Consider the following 22,846-nt stretch of genomic DNA (forward strand, 5'->3'; position numbering starts at 1 on the left):
GCGAGATCATAGGCTCGTCCCCAGAATCTCGGCCACCTGCGGCACGTCCTTGTCGCCGCGGCCCGAGAGGTTGACCACCATCACCTGATCCTTGGGCCGCTGGGGCGCCAGCTCGATGGCCTTGGCCACCGCATGGGCGCTCTCCAGGGCGGGAATGATGCCTTCGAGCTTGGTGAGCAGCTGGAACGCATCCAGCGCTTCCTGGTCGGTGCAGGGGATATATTTCACCCGGCCCACATCATTGAGCCAGGAATGCTCCGGGCCGATGCCGGGATAGTCGAGCCCGGCGGAGATGGAGTGGGCTTCTTTGATCTGCCCGTCGCCATCCATGAGGAGGTAGGTGCGGTTGCCGTGCAGCACGCCCGGCTGGCCGCCGATGATGGCGGCGGCATGCTCGCCGGTCTCGATGCCGCGCCCGGCCGCCTCGACGCCGAAGATCTCGACGCTCGGCTCGTCCAGGAACTCGTGGAACAGGCCCATGGCGTTGGAGCCACCGCCCACCGCCGCCACCAGCGTATCCGGCAGCCGGCCCTCCATCTCCATCATCTGGGAGCGGGTCTCGCGGCCGATGATGGACTGGAAGTCCCGCACCATGCCCGGATAGGGGTGCGGACCGGCGACGGTGCCGATGCAATAGAAGGTGTCGGAGACGTTGGTGACCCAGTCGCGCAACGCCTCGTTCATGGCGTCCTTGAGGGTCTTGGAGCCGGACTGCACCGGCACCACCTCGGCCCCCAGGAGCTTCATGCGGAACACGTTGGGCGCCTGACGCTCCACATCCACCGCGCCCATGTAGACGACGCACGGCAGGCCGAAGCGGGCGCACAGGGTCGCGGTGGCGACACCGTGCTGGCCGGCGCCGGTCTCGGCGATGATGCGGGTCTTGCCCATGCGCCGCGCCAGCAGGATCTGGCCCAGCACGTTGTTCACCTTGTGGGAGCCGGTGTGGTTCAGCTCCTCGCGCTTCAGATAGATCTTGGCGCCACCCAGATGCTCCGTCAGCCGCTCGGCGAAATAGAGCGGCGAGGGCCGGCCCACATAATGGGCGAGGTAGCTGTCCATCTCCGCCTGATAGGCGGGATCGGCCTTCGCCGCCGTGTAGGCCGCCTCCAATTCCAGGATGAGCGGCATCAGCGTCTCGGCGACGAACCGCCCGCCATGAATGCCGAAATGACCCCGATCATCAGGGCCGGTGCGATAGGAATTGAGCACGTTCACGAAGCCTGGGCTTTCGATGTGAGGAATGAGGAAGGGGCAAGGCCCGCGCGGGCCCGCCGGGCCGCGGTGACGAAAGCGTGGATCTTCTCCGGCGATTTCACGCCGGGCGCCGTTTCCACCCCCGAGGAGACATCCACCCCACCGACGCCGGTCGCCGCGATGGCCTCAGCCACATTGCCGGCATCAAGCCCCCCGGAAAGCATGAGCGGGCGCGCCACGTCAAGGCCGCGGACCAGCTCCCAGTCGAACACCTGGCCGTTGCCGCCGGGCAGCAGCGCGTCGGGGGCGGGCTTGGCGTCGAACAGGATGCGGTCGGCGACCGCGGCATAGTCCGGCAGGGCGGCGAGATCGGCGCGCACCGCCACCGGCAGCGCCTTCATCACCGGGCGACCGAAGCGGGCGCGGATCTCGGCCACCCGCTCCGGGGTCTCGCGACCATGCAGTTGCAACAGATCCGGATCGAGGGCGGCGATCACCTCCGCCAGCTCCGCGTCGTCGGCATTCACCACCAGCGCCACCTTGAGGGCACGGCCGCGCGCCTGCGCCGCCAGCGCCGGCGCCCGCTCCAAGGGCAGATGCCGCGGGCTTTTCGGAAAGTGCACGAAGCCCACCAGATCGGCGCCCGCCGCCAGCGCCGCGTCGAGCGCGGCGGGCGTGGTCAGGCCGCAGATCTTGACCTCGAATGCCATCACATCCTTCCCTGCGACCATCCACGGCCGCGACCGCCTCAACCGGGCGCGTCGATCACACCTCGACGCGGGTGAACTGCCCAGCCTTGCGGAAGCGCCAAAGATAGCTCGGAAGCACCACTTCCAGCGCGGTGGGCGTCAGATCCAGGCCGGCGAGGGTCCGCCCCTCGGTCTTGGCCGCATCCGACACCACATTGTCCGCCTTCAGCATCTCCACCTGGTCGCGGGTGAGCGGCGCACCGGGAATCCACTGGGTCAGGCTCGCCATGAGGCCCGCCAGACCGAAGGGAATGGACACCAGCGGCTTGCGCGCGCAGATCTCGCGCAGCATCAGTTCCATGAGCTCGCGGAAGCTGCGCACCTCGGGGCCGCCCAGCTCATAGACGGTCCCGGCCTTGGCCGCACCGTCCACCGCCTTGCGGATGGCGATGGCCACGTCGCCCACGAACACCGGCTGGAACTTGGTGGCGCCGCCACCGATCAGCGGCAGGGCTGGCGCGAACCGCGCCATGCCGGCGAACCGATTGAAAAAAGTATCCTCCGGGCCGAACACCACGGAGGGGCGGAAGATCACCGCATCGGGCACCGCCGCGCGCACCGCCGCCTCGCCTTCCGCCTTGCTGCGGCCATAGCCGGAGGGCGAAGAGGCATCCGCCCCCAGGGCCGAAACGTGCACCAGGGGCACAGCCATCTTGGCGCAGGCTTCAGCGATGGCCTTGGCGCCGGCCACGTGCACGGCGTCATAGGTCTGCTTGCCGCCGGAGGCCAGCACGCCCACCAGATTGACCACCGCATGGGCGCCATCCACCGCCCGGGCCACCGAGTCGGGGAAGCGGACATTGGCCTGGATCACCTGGATCTGGCCGACGAAGCCGAGCGGCTGCAGGAAGCCGGCGAGCTCCGGACGCCGCACCGCCACGCGCACGCGGTAGCCACGGCGCGCCAGCGCGCGCACCACATGCCGGCCGAGGAAACCCGATCCCCCGAACACCGTCACGAGGCTGTCGCCAACTGGACGATCGGTCATCGCCATGTCGCTCGTCATGTCGCTCATGCCAGACCCCCGCTCCTACCTGATCTCACACCGGCTCCCATGCGAGCGCCGACGCCCGCATATATATAGAGTGCCGGCACGACATACGCGATCGTGCCCAATCTCGTCCAGACACCAATCACGCGCCACCGCCCGCGCCGGGGTCGAGAGGGTGCCGACGACATCTTGACGACCCGCCGCAGGCCCACTATACACCCGGCACTTCGCAGGTGGCGCGAGCCACCCGCATGTTCAGCCATTCCAACGCAGGACGGGTTGGCCGCAAGGCTTCGATCCGCATTGCGCAAACCAGCAAGGACGGCCGATGGCCAATACGCCTTCCGCCAAAAAGGCGGCGCGCAAGATCGAGCGCCGCACTGAAGTCAACCGGTCGCGTCGCTCTCGCGTGCGCACCTATCTGCGCAAGCTCGAGGACGCGCTGGCCACCGGTGATGCCACCGCCGCCACCGCCGCTTTCAAGGCCGCGGAGCCGGAGTTGATGCGCGCCGTCACCAAGGGCGTGCTGCACAAGAACACCGCGTCCCGCAAGGTGTCGCGTCTGGCGGCGCGGGTGCGCAAGCTCAGCGCCTGACGCCCACGCCCCGATGGGGCGGGACACAGGTCCGATCAAGGCCCGGCATTGCCGGGCCTTTTTCTTTCTGAGCCGGGGATCACACCCCCAACGCCGGCAGCGCCCAAGGTGATGCCAAAGAATCGGGCAGCACCGAAAGCGAGTCCGAAGCCGGCGTCACAGTCAAGCACAGCCCCTTCCACCACTGCCGAACCGGGGCTTTGAGCCGGTCCGCAATCGCGCAGAAAAACGATATGCCGCTAAGCGACTTAGCGGCCAAAGCCCGAGCCCCGCGCAGGCGCCCCATCGTCTGCCGTAGCACCTTACCGCATAGCGGGCAGCGCCGCGGTCCACACGCAGCGCAGGAAGGACCTGGATTCTCATTGTGCCGACAGAGGTTTGCCGACTGAGCGACGCAACGGTCACAGGCGCCAACATCCACTGCTTTTGCCCGTTATCCCGCAGGACCGGGGAAAGGCGTTGCACCCCCGGGAGGGGCTGTGTATGGTCACTTTCACCCCGGGAGCGACACCGGGATTTCACCAAAAGATTGAAGGTTCACGACTCTTCGTGGAAGGAGTGGGGTGTATTTTGGCCCGGCGTAGACAAGACATCCCAAGAAGTCTGGCCACCCTCCACGCGTGTAACCTTTAAATTGGTGGAGCTATGCTGAGGGCGGGCATCAGTTCCACTCTCAGGTGATTTGAAAGCAACAAGAAATCTGGTTCATTCAATGGCTCGCCGGGCACTCTTCGCCGGCGACGGATGGGGCGGCTATGACTTCACGCACACATGGCGCATCGGATGCAGCAGCTCTCGCTTCCTCTTTGGCCTTCTTGTGCTTCGTTTGGCCCGCCGTCCTTCACCGCCTCCCCGCCGGCACGTCCGGCAGCAGCCAGGTCCCGCTCATGAGCGCGTGACGCAGCCTTAGAGCGACCAGGCACGGACGGCCGACATCATCTTTCCATAAGAATTCGCAGAACACCCACGCAGCCCACCGGGGCGCGCAGGCGTTTTGCGCCACAACGGGGACGCGCGTCAGGCGCGGCAGGATTTCTATGCTCAAACCGCATGCCACCGACGATCAGCAATCGGGCAGACCCTCCTTTCCTGCGGGCCTTGCCAACAGCGTTGGGACCGATACCGAAATGACCCCCTGGGAGCGCGTTCGCCAGCGCCTGCACGACGAGATCGGTGAGGAAAAGTTCTCGAGCTGGTTCGCGCGCATGGAGCTCGACGCCCTGACCAAGGATGCGGTGCGCCTGTCGGTGCCCACCCGCTTCCTCAAGTCCTGGATCCAGGAAAACTACCTGCCGCGCATCTGCGAGCTGTTCGCCGAAGAGAGCGGCGCACAGCGCCGGGTGGATGTGGCGGTGCGCAGCGCGGTGGCGCGGCCCATGCCGCTGAAGGCCACCGGCCGCCGCGAGGTGGTGAGCGAGCGCAGCCCGGAGGCGCGCCCCGCCGCGCCGGCCGTCGTCGCCGCCCCCGCCGTCGCCGCAGCCAATGTGAATGTGAACAGCCTGGCGTCCGACATGTCGTCGGGCTCGCCGCTCGATCCGCGCCTCACCTTCGAGACCTTCGTGGTGGGCAAGTCCAACTCCCTCGCCCATGCGGCGGCACGGCAGGTGGCGGAGGCGGCCAGCGGCGCCAATCCGGTGTTCAACCCGCTCTATCTCCATGCGGCCGTCGGCCTCGGCAAGACCCACCTGCTGCAGGCGGTGGTGTGGGCCGCGGGACAGCGGGGCCGCCGCGCCATGTATCTGACGGCGGAGCGCTTCATGTACGGCTTCGTCGCCGCCCTGAAGACCCATTCCGCCATCGCCTTCAAGGATGCCCTGCGCACCATCGACACCCTGGTGATCGACGATCTGCAGTTCCTGAAGGGCAACAATCTGCAGCAGGAATTCTGCCACACCCTCAACGCGCTGCTGGATGGCGGGCGGCAGGTGGTGCTGGCGGCCGACTGCATGCCGGCGGAGCTGGAGCATCTCGACGAGCGCGTGCGCTCGCGGCTGGCCGGCGGCCTGGTGGTGGAGCTGGGCCAGCTCGAGGAAGACCTGCGGCTCGAGATTCTCAAGGCCCGCTATCAGACCCTCGCCGAGCAGCATCGCGGCTTCGCGGTGCCGCAGCCGGTGCTGGAATTCCTGGCCCGTTCGGTGGGCCAGAGCGGGCGCGACCTGGACGGCGCGCTCAACAAGCTGCTGGCCTTCAACCAGCTCACCGGCGAGCCGGTGACCCTGGAGATGGCCGAGAATGCGGTGAAGGACCTCATCCGCCCCTGCGACCCCAAGCGGGTGCGGGTGGATGACATCCTGCGCATCGTCGCCAAGCACTACAATGTCTCGCGCGCCGACCTCCTGTCCCAGCGCCGCACCGCCAATGTGGTGAAGCCGCGCCAGGTGGCCATGTATCTGGCTAAGACCCTGACCCTGCGCTCGCTGCCGGAGATCGGCCGGCGGTTCGGCGGCCGCGACCACACCACGGTGCTGCATGCCGTGCGCAAGATCGACCGCCTGATGACCGGCGATCGCGCCCTCGCCGACGAGATCGAGGTGTTGAAGCGCGCGGTTCAGGAGGCTTGAGCCGCAGCGGCAGCGGCGCGGCGGCAGCAAATTCGTCCCCTGCCCTTGCTTTGCAGCGGCGCCGACGGCAATGTCGGCAACCCGGCGTCCGCTCCCGCGGATGCCCGCCACCCTGGAGCACGTTCCGATCCTCCGTCCGCGGCTGGATCGGGCCAACGTTCTCTATCCTTGAATGTGGAGGCGACCCCGTCGCCCGGATGCACGCCATCCGGCGGGGCTCGGCTCTAGAGCGAAGAGTCAACGGGCCAGGGCCATGAAGGTCACCGTCGAGCGCGCCGAGCTTCTCAAGTCGCTCAGCCACGTCCATCGCGTCGTCGAGCGGCGCAACACCATCCCCATTCTCGCCAACGTGCTCATCCGCACCGGCAATTCGGGCCTGGAGCTGAAGGCGACCGACCTCGACCTCGAAGTGGTGGAGACGGTCGCGGCGGACGTGGGCCAGCCGGGCGCCACCACCGTGCCGGCGCAGGTGCTCTACGAGATCGTGCGCAAATTACCCGAGGGTTCCCAGGTTCAGCTGGAAGCCGGCGGCGATCGCGGCACCCTCACGGTGCGCGCCGGCCGCGCCCGCTTCACCCTGCAGACCCTGCCCGAGGCCGATTTCCCGGACCTCACCGCCGGCGAGTTCCCCCACACCTTCAAGGTGAAGGGCGCGGAATTCCGGCGCCTGGTGGACAAGACCCAGTTCGCCATCTCCACCGAGGAGACGCGCTACTATCTCAACGGCATCTATCTGCACGTGACCGATCCGGCCGCCACCGGCAAGCCCATGCTGCGGGCCGTGGCCACCGACGGCCACCGCCTGGCCCAGGCCGAGCTGGACGCGCCGGAGGGGGCTCTCGGCCTGCCGGGCATCATCATCCCGCGCAAGACCGTCGCCGAGATCCAGAAGCTCCTGGAAGACAAGGAGGCGGAAGTCACCGTCTCCGTGTCCCCCACCAAGATCCGGCTGCAGGTGGTCGCCATCGTGCTCACCTCCAAGCTCATCGACGGCACCTTCCCCGACTACGGGCGCGTCATTCCCCAGGGCAATGACAAGATCCTGAACGTGGACAAGGACGAGTTCGCCGCCGCGGTGGATCGCGTGTCCACCGTCTCCAGCGAGCGCGGCCGGGCGGTGAAGCTCTCCCTCGCCGACGGCAAGCTCACCTTGTCGGTGACCAATCCCGATTCCGGCAGCGCCACCGAGGAGCTGGAAGTCGAGTATGGGGCCGAGCCCCTCGATATCGGCTTCAACTCCCGCTACCTGCTGGACATCACCGCCCAGCTCGAGGGCGACACCGCCGAGCTGAAGCTGGCGGATCCCGGCTCGCCCACTCTGGTGCGTGATTCCACCCGCACCGACGCGCTCTATGTGCTGATGCCCATGCGGGTCTGAACCCGCCGGGCGGGCCCTGCGGCGCGCGGTCCGGTTTCGGCCCTGACGGCGCCGCGCGCGCCGTCGCCTGCGCCGTGAGCCGCGCCGCTGCCTTGTGGGACCCATGCTGCACGCCCAGATCCGCACCCTCCAGCTCACCTGCTTCCGTTCCTATGTGGCGGCGCAGCTGAGCGTCGCGGCGCGGGTGGTCGTCCTCACCGGCCCCAACGGCGCCGGCAAGACCAACGTCCTGGAAGCCCTTTCCTTCCTTTCCCCCGGCCGCGGCCTGCGCCGCGCGCAGCTGGGCGAAGTGGGCCACCTTGCGCCCGGCGCCGCAACCGGTGCGGCTTGGGCCGTGGCGGCCAGGGTGGAGGGCGCCCTCGGTGAGGTGCGCCTGGGCACCGGCCTGGAGGAGGCGGACGCCCCCAACCGCCGCTGCCGCATCGACGGCGAGCCGGTGCCTTCGGCCACCGCCTTCCTCGACCATTTGAAGGTGGTGTGGCTGACGCCGGAAATGGACGGCCTGTTCACCGGCCCGCCAGCCGAGCGGCGGCGCTATCTGGATCGGCTGGTGCTGGCGGTGGACAGCACCCACGGCAGCCGCGTCAACGCGCTGGAACGCACCTTACGGGCCCGCAACCGGCTGCTGGAGGAGAATGCCAGCGCCCGCTATCTGGATGCGGTGGAACACGAGCTGGCCGAGCTGGCGGTGGCGGTGGCCGCGGCCCGGCTGGAGACGGTGGGCCGGTTGACTGCCGAGATCGCCACCCAGCGCACCGAGGACTCCCCCTTTCCGTTCGCCGAGATCGCCCTCGACGGCACGGTCGAGCGGCTTCTCGCCGAGGCGCCGGCCCTGGAGGTGGAAGACCGTTATCGGCTGCTGCTGCGCGAGAACCGCGGCCGCGACCGCGCCGCCGGCCGCACCCTCGACGGCCCCCATCTGTGCGACCTCAAGGTGAGCCACGGCGCCAAGCAGCTGCCGGCAGCCCGCTGCTCCACCGGCGAGCAGAAGTCGCTGCTCATCGGCCTCACCCTCTCCCATGCGCGGCTGGTGGCGGCCATGCAAGGCATCTCCCCGGTGCTGCTGCTCGACGATGTGGTTGCCTATCTGGACGCGGCCCGCCGGCGCGGCCTGTTCGAGGCCCTCACCCGGCTCGGCGCGCAGGTGTGGATGACCGGCGCCGACCCGTCGGCCTTCGGGGATCTGGACGGCGGCGCGCGATTCGCCGTGTCCGCCGGCGCCATCGCCCAGGTCGCTTGAAAAGCGCGAATGGTGCCGCCACGGAGAGGGATTTGCGGCCTGTTGCGCATCATTCGCGGCGCAGGTGTTGCAGCCGCGCCACCCGAACACGCCCGGGCCGTGCTACATCCCGTTTCGCGCTTGCGAGAAGCCGTTGTGTTTTTCGTTCGCCGTTAACCTTAATGCCACCTCACCGCGATTAGATACGCCGAAAGCAGGCCCCCGCCTGCCTGGAACCGTGCGTCGATGCGCGTTGGCAACCCGTTTCGTTTCGTGTTGGGCAGACCATGGCCAGTGATCCCATAAAGCCGGAAGTTCTGACGCGCCGCCTGTTCGTGCTGGGCGCGCCCCTGTTGCTTGCCGCGTGCGTCACCAATTCGCCGCAGCCGCTCAGCCCCATGGTGAGCATGTATGGCCCGGTGAACGGCGAACCCCACCCGGTGGATGCGGTCGACCTCAGCGAGGTGGATCCCCAATACCTGCGCCAGGAGGTGGATTATCCCAGCTCGCTGCCGCGGGTGCCGGCCGGCACCATCGTCGTCGATATCCGCGACAAATATCTCTACCTGGTGCAGAAGAACGGCCGCGCCCTGCGCTATGGCGTGGGCGTCGGCAAGCAGGGCTATTCGTTCAAGGGCTGGGCCACCATCAAGCGCAAGGAAGAGTGGCCGCACTGGACCCCCACCGCCAACATGATCAAGATGCAGCCGCAGCGCTACGGGCCCTATGCCGCCGGCCTGCCGGGGGGCGAGGACAACCCGCTGGGACCGCGCGCGCTCTATCTCTATGACGGCGATCGCGACACCATGTTCCGCATCCACGGCACCACCGAGCCCTGGAGCATCGGCCAGCAGGTGTCATCCGGCTGCATCCGCCTGCTGAATCAGGACATCATCGACCTTTACGGCCGCGTGCCCTCCGGCACCCGGGTCTATGTGGTCGGCTGAACGACGCCACATCCCACCGTTTGCAGCACCCCGTCGCACCCGTTGCGGCGGGGTGCTCCTGTTTGGGAGCTAGCGGGCGGCGCGCATTTCGGGGACCCTACCGGCCGCGCTCCAGCCGCTGCGTCGCGTAGCGGTCGCGCATGCACGCAGAGGGCGGCCTTATGGCGACATCCACCGTACGCTCCGTCACCCAGGATCTCCTGCGCCAGCTGGAGCTCACGACGTTCTTCGGCAATCCGGGATCCACGGAAGAGACCTTCCTGAAGGACTTCCCCGCCGACTTCACCTATCACCTGGCGCTGCAGGAAGCCTCGGCCATCGCCATCGCCGACGGCTACGCCCAGGCCACCGGCAAGCCGGCCATCGTCAATGTCCACACCGCGGCCGGCCTCGGCAACGCCATGGGCAATCTGATCACCGCCTTTCTCAACAAGACCCCGCTCATCGTCACCGCCGGCCAGCAGACCCGCGAGATGCTGCTGATGGAACCGTGGCTCACCAATGTGGACGCCACCCGGCTGCCGCGCCCCTGGGTGAAATGGGCCTATGAGCCGACCCGGCCGGAGGACGTGCCCGCCGCCTTCATGCGGGCCTACGCCACCGCCGTGCAGGCGCCCGCCGGGCCGGTGTTCCTCTCCCTGCCCCTCGATGATTGGGACAAGCCCCTGGAGGGCGCCGCCGTGGTGCGCAGCCTGAGCCGGCGCGTCGCGCCCGATCCGGCACGACTGAAGGACTTCGCCGATCTGCTCTCCGCCGCGCAGGCGCCCGCCCTCATCTATGGCGCCGCCATCGATCGGGGCCAGGGCTGGGAAGCGGCCGTGGCGCTGGCCGAGAAGCTGGGCGCCACCGTGTTCGCCGCCCCCGCCTCGGAACGCTGCCCCTTCCCGGAGACCCACCCGCTCTATGCCGGCGGCCTGCCGTTCGCCATCGGTCCGTTGTCGGAGCGGCTGAAGGGTCACGACGTCGCGCTTGTCATCGGCGCTCCGGTGTTCCGCTATTATCCCTATGTGGCCGGCGCCTATCTCCCCGAAGGGCTGCGCCTGCTGCACATTTCCGATGATCCGGCGGAAACCGCCCGCGCGCCGGTGGGCGACAGCCTGGTGGGCGATGCGGTGCTCGCCACCGCGGCGCTGGCCGAGCTGGTGCGCGCGCCGGCGTCCGCGGCCAAGGTGAGCCGGGTGGCCCCTGCCCCCCATCGCATGGCCCCCCATCCGGCGGTCCACCCCGCAGAGCCGCCCGGCGGCAAGGCCGGCGTTCCCACCGCGGCCGACGTGTTCGCGGCGCTGGCCGAGGTGCGGCCCGACCATTGCGTGCTGATGGAGGAATCCCCCTCCAACCTCGCCGACCTGCACCGCCACTGGCCCATCACGGAGCCGGAAACCTTCTTCACCGCCGCCTCGGGTGGCCTCGGCTGGACCCTGCCCGCCTCGGTGGGCATTGCACTCGGCGAGCGCGATACCGCCCGCAGGCGTCCGGTGCTGGTGGTGATGGGCGATGGCTCGTTGCAATATTCCATCCAGTCCCTGTGGACCGCGGCCCAGGCGAAGCTGCCCATCGTCTTCGTCGTGCTGCGCAATGGCGAATACGGCATCCTCAAAGCGTTCGCGCTGCTGGAGGAGACCCCCGGCGTGCCGGGGCTCGACCTGCCCGGCCTCGACATCGTCAGCCTCGCCAGGGGCTATGGCTGCACCGCAGAGCGCATCGCCGATCTCGACGCGCTGAAGGCGCGGGTGAAAGCGGGCTTTGCCGGTGATGGCCCGCTGGTGATCGAGGTGCCCATCGATTCCACCATCCCGCCGCTGATCTGAGCCGCCCGGCGGGCTCCGCGCCGGGTGCGGCGCCCGCCAGCCTTGCGGCGCAAGGCCCCGTCCTCTAAGACGCCGGAACGTTTTCTCACCAGCGTCGAAGAGTGCCATGGCGAAAGATCTGAAGCCGAAGGCCCGCCTGCCGCGGGGCCTTGCCGACCGCACCGGCGCGGAGCTTGCCGCCACCCATGCCATGCTGGCCAAGATCCGCGCCGTTTATGCCCTCTACGGGTTCGAGGCGCTGGAAACCCCGGCCTTTGAATATACCGACGCCCTGGGCAAGTTCCTGCCCGACCAGGACCGGCCCAACGAAGGCGTGTTCTCCTTCCAGGACGATGACGAGCAGTGGCTGTCGCTGCGCTACGACCTCACCGCGCCGCTCGCACGCTATGTGGCCGAGCATTTCGACGCTTTGCCCAAGCCCTATCGCTCGCACCGGGCGGGCTATGTGTTCCGCAATGAGAAGCCCGGCCCCGGCCGCTTCCGCCAGTTCATGCAGTGCGATGCCGACATCGTCGGCGCCCCCTCGGTAGCGGCCGATGCCGAGATCTGCATGATGGCGGCGGACACCCTGGAGGCGGTGGGCGTGCCGCGCGGGGATTATGTGATCCGCGTCAACAACCGCAAGGTGCTCGACGGCGTGCTGGAGGCCATCGGCCTCGGCGGCGACGACAATGCCGGGCGCCGGCTCACCGTGCTCAGGGCCATCGACAAATACGACAAGTTCGGCGTGGAAGGCGTGCGCCTGCTGCTGGGCACGGGCCGTAAAGACGAGAGCGGCGACTTCACCAAGGGCGCCGGGCTCGATGAGCGCCAGTCCGCCGTAGTGCTGGCCATGCTCACCGGCGAGGGCGTTTCCGCCGATGCCGACGGGGTGAAGGTGGAGATCGCCGGCGACGTGGAGCTCGCCGCCCGCCTCGCCTCCAACGCCGCCTTCCTCGAAGGCATGGACGAGCTCAACACCATCCGCATCCTGGTGGCCTCCGCCGGCTATGAGGACCGGGTGAAGATCGACCCCTCGGTGGTGCGCGGGCTCGAATATTATACCGGCCCCGTCTATGAGGCCGAGCTCACCTTCGAAATCCGCGATGAGGACGGGCGGCCCGTGCGCTTCGGCTCGGTCGCCGGCGGCGGACGCTATGACGGGCTGGTGGCCCGTTTCCGCGGTGAGAAGGTGCCAGCCACGGGCTTTTCCATCGGCGTCTCGCGGCTGCTCGCCGCCCTCGCAGCCCTCGGCAAGATGGACAGCGACGCGGAGGTTGGGCCGGTGGTGGTGCTCACCATGGACAAGGCGCCCGAGCGCATCGCCGACTACATGAAGATGGTGTCGGACCTGCGCGCCAACGGCATCCGCGCCGAGATGTACCAGGGCGGCGGCGGCATGAAGGCGCAGATGAAATATGCCGACAAGCGCGGCGCCCCGGCGGTGGTGATCCAGGGTTCCAACGAGAAGGACGCCGGCGAGGTCCAGATCAAAGATCTGGTGGAAGGGGCGAAGATCGCCGCCTCCATCGCCGACAATGCGGAATACCGCGCCGCCCGTCCCGCCCAGTTCGCGGTGAAGGAGACCGAGATGGTCGCCGCCATCCGCGACGTGCTGGAGCGCCGCGCCGAACCCACCCTCGGGCTCGACGACTGATATTCTGCGCAGCGCCTGAGCGCCCCCATTTGGGACCGGTCGAAGACCGGCGCCGATGGCATGATCGCCCCTGAGACTCCCGGCGGCCAGGCCGCCGGGGATAACCTCAGCTCAGCAGGTCCTTGAGCGTCAGGGCCATCACCAGGGTGGCCTTGTCGAGGTCGGAGAGGGTCAGCTTCTCATCCGCCCGGTGGCCGTTGGCCTCCTGGATGGTGTGCGGCCCGGCCCCATAGAGCACCACCGGCACGCCGGCTTCCGCATAGAGCCGGGCATCGGTGTAGAGCGGCACGCCGGTAGAGCCCACCTCCTCGCCCATCACCGCGGTGGCGTGGCGGCAGATGACCGAGGCGAGGTGCCGGGCCTTGTCGTCGGGCACCAGCGGACGGGCCAGCAGCACCTGCCGCACCTCCACCTCCGCCTTCGGGAAGCGGGCCGCGGCCTCCGCAATCACCGCCCGCACCTCCGCTTCCACCTGTTCCGGCCGCTCTTCCGGCACAATGCGGCGGTCGAGGCGGAAGGTGACCTTGTCCGGCACCACATTGGTGTTGATGCCGCCGGAGATGAGGCCGACATTGAGCTGCGGCGCGCCGATGCCGGCGATCTCCGAGACCTTGCCCGCCAGCGTCCCACGATAGGCATAAAGCGCGGTGAGGATGCCGGTGGCCGCCTCCAGAGCGTCAACGCCGGTGGCCGGAATGGCGGCATGGGCCGACTTGCCCTTCACCTCCACCTCCAGGTGCAGGCAGCCGTTGTGGGCCACCACCACCGCATAGCTGAAGCCGGCGGACACCGCATAATCGGGCCGCGACAGGCCCTGGGCGAGGATCCAGCCGGGGCCGACCTCGCCGCCGATCTCCTCGTCATAGGTCAGGTGCAGCTCCACCGTGCCCTTCAGCGGCAGGCCGGAACGCTTCAGCGCATCGAGGGCGAAGGCATAGGTGGTGAAATCCGACTTGGAGACGGCGACACCGCGCCCGTACATCACCCCGTCCACCACCTCGGCGCCGTAGGGATCATGGGTCCAGCCCTCGCCCGGCGCCACCACGTCGCCATGGGCGTTGAGGGCGATGGTGGGCCCCTCACCGAAGCGGTGGCGGATGATGAGGTTGGTGACCGAGATCATGCCCGCCGCGCGCACGGTGGCTTCCGGCACCGGATGACGCTCCACAGTGAAGCCGAGGCCCTCCATCAGCTCCGCCGCGCGGGCCGCGTGGGGGGCGCAATCGCCGGGCGGATTATCCGACGGCACCTTCACCAGCTCGGCCAGCATCTGGTGCTGGGCTTCGGCGCGGGCGGCGATCAGCGGCTTCAGGATCTCGATATCGGGCGCGCTCATGGCGGGTCCTTCTGTTGTTCTTATGTGGGAAGAAGAGCGCGGACAGCCCGCGCACGTCGTTGGGAGTTCAGGGCCTCACCTGGCCGTCGCCCACGCCTTGAGAACGGCGCGGTCCGCCGGCTCGATCTCGGTGACATTGTTGGGCGGCATGGCATGGGTGAGCACGGCCTGCACCAGGATCAGATCGCGGTTGCGGGCGATGGCTTCCGGCGTGTCCAGGAGGATGCCCTTGGGGGGCACCGCGATGCCCTCATACATGGGCTCGGCGGTGTGGCACATGGAGCAGCGGCCCATGACGATGTTCTGCACGTCTTCCGGCACCTCCACCGGGGTCGCCGCCTCGGCGGTGGAGACCAGTGCCGGCAGGCCGAGCGCTGCGCGCCCCGCCGGCGTGGTGGTGACCGACAAAGCGATGCCGATGATGAGGCACACCACCGAGACCGCCCAGCACCACCACTTGTCGCCGCGCCCGGCGTGGCGCTCGTTGTAGAAGTAGCGGATGAGCGTGCCCGCCACCAGCGCCAGCGCCACCATCACATAGGCATAGGGCGTGGAATAGGTGAGCGGATAGTGGTTGGAGATCATCAGGAAGACGACCGGCAGGGTGAAGTAGTTGTTGTGCGAGGAGCGCAGCTTGGCGGTCTTGCCGTAATAGGGGTCCGGCTCCTGGCCCGCCTTCAGCGCCGCCACCACCTTATGCTGGTTGGGCACGATGACCAGGAACACGTTGGCGCTCATGATGGTGGCCATCAGCGCCCCGGTGTGGATGAAGGCGGCCCGCGGCGAGAACACATGCTGGTAGCCATAGGCCGCCGCCACCACCCCCACGAACACGATCGCCCCCACCTTCGCCGGCGAGTCGCCAAGCTTCGAGCGGCACAGAAGGTCATAGAGCACCCAGCCCAGCGCCAGGCCGCCGAGACCGATCACCAGCGCCACGGTGGGGCTGAGGTTCATCACCGCCGGATCGATGAGATAGATGGAGGACTGGTAGTAATAGATCCAGATCAGCAGGAAGAATCCGGTGATCCAGGTGGCATAGGACTGCCACTTGTGCCAGATCAGGTCTTCGGGCAGAAAGCTTGGGGCCACCAGATACTTCTTCACCTGGTAAAAGCCGCCGCCGTGCACCTCCCAGGCTTCCCCGCCCTTGCCGGCGGGAATATCGGGGCAGGCCCGGATATGGGCATCCAGGTGCATGAAGTAGAATGACGCGCCGATCCACGCCATGCCGGCGATGATGTGCGCCCAGCGGAGCAGCAGGCTGCCCCATTCGTGCAGAATAGGTTCCATCTCAATTCGATCCTCGAAACTGGCTGGTCAAGGAAAGGTCGCGTCCTCGCCCTGAGGTGGTCTTTGGGGGCGGAGCCGCGCCGCATGGGGCAAGACGCCCTGCCGCAGTGCGGGAAACCGTTCCCCTCCGCCACCGGCTTTCGTATCGTTGGCCCCGCGCCGCGACGGTGGATCGCAAAGCGGGGGATGGGACGTCGTGCTGGAGAACATGCGGGCTTTCGTGATGTCGGTGGAGAGCCAGAGCTTCTCCGAGGCCGCCCGCCGCCTGCGCCTGTCCGCCAATGTGGTGAGCCACCGCATCCAGACCCTGGAGAAGCACCTGGGCTGCCGGCTCTTCAACCGCACCACCCGGCGCATGAGCCTCACCGAGCAGGGCCGGGTCTATTACGAGAACATCACCGAGGCGCTCCGCCTGATCGAGGCGGCGGAGAGCAATATTTCCGAATTGGGCGCCCTGCCCCGGGGTGCGCTGCGCGTCACCGCCCCGCTGCACCTGGGCCGGGTGCTGGTGGCGGAAGTCGCCTCCCAATACCAGCAGGCCCACCCGGAAATCGACGTGCGGCTGCGCCTGTCCGAGCACACGCTCGACCTCGTGGCCGAATCCATCGACGTCGCCCTGCGCCTGGCGGCGTTCGAGGATTCCAGCATGATCATGCGCAAGGTGGCCCATGTGGAGCGCCTCCTGTGCGCCGCGCCCGCCTATCTGGAGCGGGCGGGCCTGCCGAAACGGCCGCAAGACCTGCTGTCCCATGAATGCCTGCTCCTTCGCTCCGCCAACATGCGCGAGCTGCGCTGGACGCTCACCGACCAGGGCAAGGACCTGCCCGTTCCGGTGACCGGACATCTGGAGGCCGACGACGGCGACGTGCTCACCGCATGGGCCCTGCAAGGGCGGGGCATCGTGGTGAAGCCCCGCTTCGAGGTGGCGCAGGCGCTGGCCTCCGGTCGGCTGGTGCCGGTCCTGGAGGCGTTTCCCCCCGCGCCCGTCACCCTCGGCGTGCTCTATCCCGCCCGCCAGCTGGTGCCTCTGAAGGTCAAGGCCTTCGCCGACATGCTGGTGGACCGGGGCCGCCGCTACATCGTCCGGGAACTGGCGAAGATCGGGGAACAGCCGGCGCCCTGAGCCCGCCATTCCCCGGCCCTCCATCCTGCCCCGCTCAGGAGCCCCTTTTGCCGTTCAGTGGGCCTCGGCCTGCTTGGCCGCGGCGACGATGTCGGCGGTGGAGGCCTTCTTGACGCCATTGAAGAACACGTTGAGCAACACCGCGACGATGGCGCACAGCAGGATGCCGCTTTCCAGCAGCGGGTGCAGCTCATGCGGCAGCGCCTTGAAGAAATTGGGCGACACCAGCGGGATCATGCCGAAGCCCACCGAGACCGCGACGATGAACAGGTTGTAGCGGTTCTCCTTGAAATCGACGCCGGTGAGGATGCGCGCGCCGGTGGCCGCCACCATGCCGAACATCACGAGGCCGGCGCCACCCAGCACCACCTGCGGCACCGCTTCCACCAGCGCCGCCATCTTCGGCAGCAGGCCGAGCACCACCATGATGGCGCCGCCCGCCACCGTCACCCAGCGCGAGCGCACGCCGGTGACGCCGACGAGACCCACGTTCTGGGAGAAGGAGGTGTAGGGGAAGGTGTTAAAGATGCCGCCGATGAGCGTGCCCACGCCATCGGCGCGCAGGCCGCGGGAGAGCGCCTTCTGGTCCACCGGCTTGCCGGTGATCTCCGACAGCGCCAGGAACATGCCGGTGGATTCAATCATCACCACCACCATCACGATGCACATGGTGACGATGGGCACCAGGTGGAACGTCGGCGTGCCGAAGTGGAAGGGCAGGATCACGTCCACCCAGGCCGCCTTGGCCACCTTGTCGAAATTCATCAGGCCGAGCGAGCTCGCCAGCACCGCGCCGGCGATGATGCCCAGCAGCACCGCCACATTAGCGACGAAGCCCTTGCCCCAGCGGATCAGGGTGAGGATCACCACCATCACGAACAGGGAGATGCCGAGGCCGGCAAGCTGCCCGTAGTTGGGGTTGGCCACCTGCACCACCTTGCCCTCGATGGTCTGGGTGAAGAAGGGCAACCCGCCACCGGCCCAGTTGATGCCCACCCGCATCAAGGAAATGCCGATGATCATGATGATGGTGCCCGTCACCACCGGCGGGAACAGCGGCAGCAGGCGCGAGACGAATGGCGCCGCGACGATGCCGAACAGGCCGGCGGCGATCACCGAGCCGTAGATGCCGAGCAGCCCGATCTCGGGGCTGGCCGCCATGGCCAGCATGGGGCCGACCGAGGCGAATGTGACGCCCATCATCACCGGCATGCGGATGCCGACGCCGAAGATGCCCAGCGACTGCACCAGGGTGGCGATGCCACAGGCGAACAGATCGGCGCTGATGAGGAAGGCCACTTCCTCCGGCGAGAGCTTCAGCGCGCGGCCAATGATGAGCGGGACCGCAACCGCGCCGGCATACATCACCAGCACATGCTGCAATCCCAATACGAAGAGCTTAGGTGCCGGCAGCACCTCGTCCACGGGGTTGACGGCTTCAGACATGAATGTCCCCTCGAAGGTATCATGAGGCAGATCTGGGAAGGTTCGTTATTCGGCGCTGTCGCGCTCGATATTGGCGCCGTCGCTTGCAAGCCCTGGCGGCTGAGACCATGGGCCCGCGACCTCGACGCTGTCGCTCTTTGGCGATCGCTGCAATGCATCAAAGACCATTTTGTCGGCTTGGAAAATGGTTGGAAAATCGGAATATCTTCCAATTTTTTTGGAAAATGCTCGCGCCGCGGCTCCGCTATCATTTTCGCAATGCGGGATGAGCCTGCGACGGCGCGAGGAGCAACATGGGACGTCTGTCGACCCACGTACTGGACACGGTGTCCGGCGGCCCCGCCGCCGGGGTGATCGTGGAGCTGAACCGCATCGAGGCCGATGGCACCCGCACCGCGCTGGCCCGGCACACCACCAATGCGGACGGGCGCACCGACACGCCCCTGCTGTCCGGCGAGAGCTTCGCCGCCGGCACCTATGAGCTGGTGTTCCACATGGCCGACTATTTCCGCGCCAGCGGCGCCAAGGTGGCCGAGCCGCCGTTCCTCGATCTCATTCCGCTGCGCTTCTCCATGGCGGCGGACGGCCATTACCACGTGCCGCTGCTGGCCTCGCCGTGGAGCTATTCCACCTATCGGGGGTCCTGAACCTCATGCCCCAATCCCTGCCGCCGGACGTGCCGCCCCGCGATCCCGTCACCGGCCAGCCCTATCCACGCGATCTCATCGGCTATGGGCGCACGCCGCCCCACCCCCATTGGCCGGGCGAGGCGCGCATCGCGGTGCAGTTCGTCATCAATTACGAGGAAGGCGGGGAGAACAGCATCCTGCACGGCGATGCCGCCTCGGAAGCCTTTCTGTCGGAGATCATCGGCGCCCAGCCGTGGCCCGGCCAGCGACACATGAACATGGAGTCCAATTACGAATACGGCGCCCGCGCCGGCTTCTGGCGGCTCCATCGCATGTTCACCAGCCGGGCGATGCCGGTCACCGTCTATGGCGTCGCCACCGCCATGGCGCGCAACCCCGAGGCCGTCGCGGCCATGCGCGAAGCCGAATGGGAGATCGCCAGCCACGGCTATAAGTGGCTTGAATACAGGGATTTCAGCCGCGAGGACGAGCGCGCCCACATTCTCGAGGCGGTGCGGCTGCACACCGAGGTCACCGGCGCCCGGCCGCTCGGCTTCTACCAGGGCCGCTCGGCGGAGAACACCATTCCGCTGGCCATGGAGGAAGGCGGCTTCCTCTATCTCGCCGACAGCTATGCCGACGACCTGCCCTATTGGATCACCGGCCCCAAGGGCCCGCAGCTGATCGTGCCCTATACGCTGGAAGCCAACGACATGCGCTTCTCGGTGGCGGCCGGCTTCGGCTCGGGCACCGAATTCTACGACTATCTGAAAGACAGCTTCGACTGCCTCTACGCGGAGGGCGAGAGCGCGCCGAAAATGCTGTCCATCGGCCTGCATCCGCGCCTCGTCGGTCGCCCGGGCCGGGCGGCGGCGCTCGGCCGCTTCCTCGATTATGTGGCGGCCCACGACAAGGTGTGGGTGGCGCGCCGCGTCGACATCGCCCGGCACTGGATCGCCCGGCACCCGCCCAAGGGCGGCTACCGCCCCTCCTTCATGCCCAAAGGTCTGTTCGTGGAGCGGTTCGGCGGCGTGTTCGAGCACTCCCCCTGGGTCGCCGAAGGCGCCTATGCCCGCGGCCTCACCCCGGCGGAGGACACCGCCGCAGGACTGGCCGAGGCCATGAACGCGGTCCTGGAGGCGGCGCCCCGCGAGCAGCAGCTGGCGGTGATCCACGCCCATCCCGATCTCGCCGGCAAGCTGGCGGAAGCCAAGCTGCTGACGGCGGACTCCACCGCCGAGCAGGCCTCCGCCGGGCTCGACCGGCTCACGGCGGAGGAGAAGGCCCGCTTCACCGCCCTCAACGACGCTTACAAGACCAAGTTCGGCTTCGTCTTCATCATGGCCATCCGCGGCCGCAGCAAGGATGAGATCCTCGCCGCCTTCAGCCGCCGGCTGGAGCATGATGTCGAGGCCGAATTGGCCGAGGCCATCACCCAGATCGAGCGCATCGCCCGCCTGCGGCTCGACCAGATGCTGCCCGCCACGGCGCCCTGAGGGAGGCTCACCATGCCCGCCGCTGCCCCGATCGATCCGGCGCCCCTCGACGGCGCCACCCTCACCGAGCGCCTGAAGGAGCTGGCCGCCTTCTCCGACGTGCCCGGCGAGCTCACCCGCCTCACTTTGTCGCCGGCGCACAAGCGCGCGGCGGCCCAGGTGTCCTTCTGGATGCGCCAGGCCGGCATGAGCCAGGTGCATATGGATGCCACCGGCACCATCACCGGCCGCTATGCCGCTGACCGAGAGAATGCCAAGACCCTGCTGGTGGGCTCCCATATCGACACGGTGCGCAACGCCGGTATTTACGACGGCAACCTCGGGGTCGTCGTCGCCATCGCCGCGGTGGAGGAGCTCAGCCGCCAGGGCCGGCGGCTGCCGTTCGCCATCGAGGTGGCGGCCTTCGCCGATGAGGAGGGCGTCCGCTTCCTCTCCACCCTCACCTCCTCCAAGGCCATGGCCGGCCTGTTCGACCCCTCAGCCCTCGACGACATGGATGCCCAGGGCATCTCCCGGGCCGAGGCGCTCAAGAGCTTCGGCGCCCCGGTGGAAACCCTGGCGGAATGCCGGCGCGATCCCGCGACCACCCTCGGCTATGTGGAAGTGCATATCGAGCAGGGGCCGGTGCTGGAGGCGGCGGGCGCGCCGCTGGGCATCGTCACCGGCATCGCCGGCGCCTCCCGGGGCCATGTGCGGGTCCGCGGCCAGGCCGGCCATTCCGGCACCCTGCCCATGCCCATGCGCCATGATGCTCTGGCCGCCGCCGCCGAGATGATCCTGGCGGTGGAGGCCCGTGGCCGGGCCGATGCCGACACGCTGGTGACCACCGTGGGCACCCTGCTGGTGGGCGGCGGCGCGGTGAATGTGGTGCCGGGCGAGGTGCAATTCTCCCTCGACATCCGCTCGCTCTCCGACGCGTTGCGGGCCCGCGCCATCGCCGACATCGAGGAGGCCGCGCGCGCCATCGCCGCCCATCGCGGGGTTCAGGTGACGTTCGACATGCGCCACCACGTCCCCGCGGCCCTGTGCCACGGCCCGCTCAAGGATCGCATGGCTGAGGTGGTGGAGGATCTCGGGGTGCCGCTGGTGCGCCTGCCTTCGGGGGCGGGCCACGATGCCATGGTGTTCCGCGACGTACTGCCCATGGCCATGCTGTTCGTGCGCTCGGAAAATGGCAGCCACAATCCGCGTGAATACGCCTCGCCCGCCGACATCGGCCTCGCCGCGCGGGCCCTCTACGCCTTCTTCCTGAAGACCGCCGAGGCGACCACCGACGCCTGAACGCGGCGCGGTCAGGCGCAAGGGGCGCGGAGAACCGACGCCCTTAGGCGCAACGAAGGTTTGAAACCGACGCCGTCAGGCGTCGGTGTGGCCGCCCAGGACTTCCTCGGCGGTGAAGCCGTAGCTGCGGCCGCAGAACTCGCAGGTGACGGAGACCTTGCCGTCGTCCTGGATCATGCCGCGCCGCTCCTCCACGGAGAAGGAGGCGAGCACGCCGGCCACCCGTTCCCGATTGCAGGAGCAGTGGGCGGTCATCGGCAGCGCCTCGAACACGCGGACCCCGCGTTCGTGGAACAGGCGGAACAAGAGCCGCTCGCTGGACAGATCCTTGTCCAGCAGCTCCACATCCTCCAGCGTGCCCACCAGGGAGCGCGCCTCGGTCCAGGCATCGTCCTCGGCGAGGGCGTGGCCCTCGGTGCCCGCCGGCGCATCGCCGGGGTGAAGATCAGCCATGCGGGCGCGGGAGGGATCGTCGGGCAGGAACTGGGCGAGCAGCCCGCCCGCCCGCCAGGACGAGGCCTTGCCGCCGGGCCGCACCTCCTCGCCCACGGCGAGGCGCACCCGGGTGGGGATCTGCTCGGACTGCTGGAAATACTCGTGGGCGGCCGCCTCCAGTCCCTCGCCATCCAGCGCCACGACGCCCTGGTAGCGATTGGTGGACAGGCCCTGGTCGATGGTCATGGCCAGATGCCCGCGCCCCAGCAGATCCGCCGGGCTGGTGGCATTGCGGCGCTCGGCCTCGGCCAGCGCATCCTTGTCGAAGCGGGCATAGGCGCGGATCTTGTCGGGGCTGACGAAGTCGGCCACCACCATGTCCACCGGCCCGTCGGTCTGGGTCTGTAGGATGAAGCGGCCCTCGAACTTGAGGGACGAGCCGAGCAGCACGGCCAGCGTCACCGCCTCGCCCACCACCCGCTTCACCGCCGGGGGATAATCATGGTGGGCCAGCACCGCGTCGAGGGTCGGCCCCAGGCGCACGATGCGCCCTCGCAGATCGAGGGCATCCACCTGAAAAGCGGTGACGATATCGTCCTGCGCGACGTCACTGGCGCCACGCGAGCGCTCGGCACTCATGCGCTCCTCCCTGAAAGGATGGCCATGCGCCCCGGCAAGCGCGGCGCATGGAACACGACATGCCCCCTCATAGCGCGGCGCCGCGGC

The 22,846-nt window shown here is 68.3% G+C and carries 18 protein-coding genes; 11 read left to right on the plus strand and 7 right to left on the minus strand.

Translation table 11 applies throughout. The annotated features are described in order from the left end of the window. Positions 1 to 6: 6 nt before the first annotated feature. The 3 genes from trpB to MEU52_RS18215 are packed head-to-tail and all read right to left on the minus strand — an operon-like array spanning position 7 to position 2,961. The gene (trpB, locus tag MEU52_RS18205; protein ID WP_238123724.1) at positions 7 to 1,218 is read right to left on the minus strand and encodes a tryptophan synthase subunit beta; all 1,212 of its coding nucleotides are present in this window, start codon (positions 1,216 to 1,218) and stop codon (positions 7 to 9) included. After that, a complete protein-coding gene (locus tag MEU52_RS18210; RefSeq protein ID WP_238123725.1) occupies positions 1,215 to 1,907 on the minus strand; it encodes a phosphoribosylanthranilate isomerase in 693 nt (230 codons plus the stop codon). The genes trpB and MEU52_RS18210 overlap by 4 nt, the downstream gene beginning before the upstream one ends. A gap of 55 nt (positions 1,908 to 1,962) precedes the next feature. After that, positions 1,963 to 2,961 (minus strand): complex I NDUFA9 subunit family protein, encoded by a 999-nt coding sequence (locus tag MEU52_RS18215; protein ID WP_238123726.1) that lies wholly within the window; start codon positions 2,959 to 2,961, stop codon positions 1,963 to 1,965. 304 nt (positions 2,962 to 3,265) lie between these two features. On the opposite strand from MEU52_RS18215, the gene rpsT reads away from it, so the two are divergent. The 7 genes from rpsT (at position 3,266) to hisS (ending at position 13,081) form a co-directional block, all read left to right on the plus strand. Beyond that, positions 3,266 to 3,532: a 30S ribosomal protein S20 gene (gene rpsT / locus MEU52_RS18220; protein WP_238123727.1), complete on the plus strand. Its 267-nt coding sequence runs from the start codon at positions 3,266 to 3,268 to the stop codon at positions 3,530 to 3,532. A 1,127-nt stretch (positions 3,533 to 4,659) separates the two neighbouring features. Then, entirely contained in the window at positions 4,660 to 6,093 is a 1,434-nt protein-coding gene (gene dnaA / locus MEU52_RS18225; RefSeq protein ID WP_238123728.1) for a chromosomal replication initiator protein DnaA, read from the plus strand. 253 nt (positions 6,094 to 6,346) lie between these two features. Further along, positions 6,347 to 7,471 carry a DNA polymerase III subunit beta gene (gene dnaN, locus MEU52_RS18230; RefSeq protein ID WP_238123729.1) on the plus strand — a complete coding sequence of 375 codons (1,125 nt, stop codon included), beginning with the start codon at positions 6,347 to 6,349 and terminating at the stop codon, positions 7,469 to 7,471. A 103-nt stretch (positions 7,472 to 7,574) separates the two neighbouring features. Further along, positions 7,575 to 8,711, plus strand: a complete 1,137-nt coding sequence (gene recF, locus MEU52_RS18235; protein ID WP_238123730.1) for a DNA replication/repair protein RecF — start codon at positions 7,575 to 7,577, stop codon at positions 8,709 to 8,711. A gap of 266 nt (positions 8,712 to 8,977) precedes the next feature. Then, the gene (locus tag MEU52_RS18240) at positions 8,978 to 9,637 is read left to right on the plus strand and encodes a L,D-transpeptidase (protein WP_238123731.1); all 660 of its coding nucleotides are present in this window, start codon (positions 8,978 to 8,980) and stop codon (positions 9,635 to 9,637) included. A gap of 161 nt (positions 9,638 to 9,798) precedes the next feature. Beyond that, entirely contained in the window at positions 9,799 to 11,445 is a 1,647-nt protein-coding gene (gene mdlC / locus MEU52_RS18245; RefSeq protein ID WP_238123732.1) for a benzoylformate decarboxylase, read from the plus strand. A gap of 106 nt (positions 11,446 to 11,551) precedes the next feature. Further along, positions 11,552 to 13,081 (plus strand): histidine--tRNA ligase, encoded by a 1,530-nt coding sequence (gene hisS / locus MEU52_RS18250; RefSeq protein WP_238123733.1) that lies wholly within the window; start codon positions 11,552 to 11,554, stop codon positions 13,079 to 13,081. A gap of 106 nt (positions 13,082 to 13,187) precedes the next feature. On the opposite strand, the gene MEU52_RS18255 is transcribed toward hisS, so the two are convergent. Beyond that, on the minus strand, positions 13,188 to 14,417 hold the full coding sequence (locus tag MEU52_RS18255; protein WP_238123734.1) for a M20/M25/M40 family metallo-hydrolase: 1,230 nt from the start codon (positions 14,415 to 14,417) through the stop codon (positions 13,188 to 13,190). Positions 14,418 to 14,492: 75 nt separating this feature from the next. Continuing rightward, positions 14,493 to 15,710, minus strand: a complete 1,218-nt coding sequence (locus MEU52_RS18260) for a urate hydroxylase PuuD (protein WP_238123735.1) — start codon at positions 15,708 to 15,710, stop codon at positions 14,493 to 14,495. A 196-nt stretch (positions 15,711 to 15,906) separates the two neighbouring features. Here MEU52_RS18260 and MEU52_RS18265 point away from each other — a divergent pair, with 196 nt between their 5' ends. Continuing rightward, positions 15,907 to 16,833, plus strand: coding sequence for a LysR family transcriptional regulator (locus MEU52_RS18265; protein ID WP_238123736.1), 927 nt, complete (start codon positions 15,907 to 15,909; stop codon positions 16,831 to 16,833). A gap of 54 nt (positions 16,834 to 16,887) precedes the next feature. Here the strand turns inward: MEU52_RS18265 and MEU52_RS18270 are convergent, their stop codons facing one another. Continuing rightward, entirely contained in the window at positions 16,888 to 18,279 is a 1,392-nt protein-coding gene (locus tag MEU52_RS18270; protein ID WP_238123737.1) for a nucleobase:cation symporter-2 family protein, read from the minus strand. A gap of 293 nt (positions 18,280 to 18,572) precedes the next feature. Here MEU52_RS18270 and uraH point away from each other — a divergent pair, with 293 nt between their 5' ends. The 3 genes from uraH to MEU52_RS18285 are packed head-to-tail and all read left to right on the plus strand — an operon-like array spanning position 18,573 to position 21,685. Continuing rightward, on the plus strand, positions 18,573 to 18,926 hold the full coding sequence (gene uraH / locus MEU52_RS18275; RefSeq protein ID WP_238123738.1) for a hydroxyisourate hydrolase: 354 nt from the start codon (positions 18,573 to 18,575) through the stop codon (positions 18,924 to 18,926). Positions 18,927 to 18,931: 5 nt separating this feature from the next. After that, positions 18,932 to 20,404 (plus strand): allantoinase PuuE, encoded by a 1,473-nt coding sequence (puuE, locus tag MEU52_RS18280; protein WP_238123739.1) that lies wholly within the window; start codon positions 18,932 to 18,934, stop codon positions 20,402 to 20,404. Between the two features lie 12 nt (positions 20,405 to 20,416). After that, on the plus strand, positions 20,417 to 21,685 hold the full coding sequence (locus tag MEU52_RS18285; protein ID WP_238123740.1) for an allantoate amidohydrolase: 1,269 nt from the start codon (positions 20,417 to 20,419) through the stop codon (positions 21,683 to 21,685). Between the two features lie 75 nt (positions 21,686 to 21,760). Here MEU52_RS18285 and MEU52_RS18290 read toward each other — a convergent pair whose 3' ends face one another. Continuing rightward, complete coding sequence (locus tag MEU52_RS18290) at positions 21,761 to 22,759, minus strand: Hsp33 family molecular chaperone (RefSeq protein WP_238123741.1); 999 nt, start codon at positions 22,757 to 22,759, stop codon at positions 21,761 to 21,763. Between the last annotated feature and the right edge of the window lie 87 nt (positions 22,760 to 22,846).

The sequence above is a fragment of the Xanthobacter sp. NM-25 genome (assembly GCF_022138605.1).
GTDB lineage: Bacteria > Pseudomonadota > Alphaproteobacteria > Rhizobiales > Xanthobacteraceae > Xanthobacter.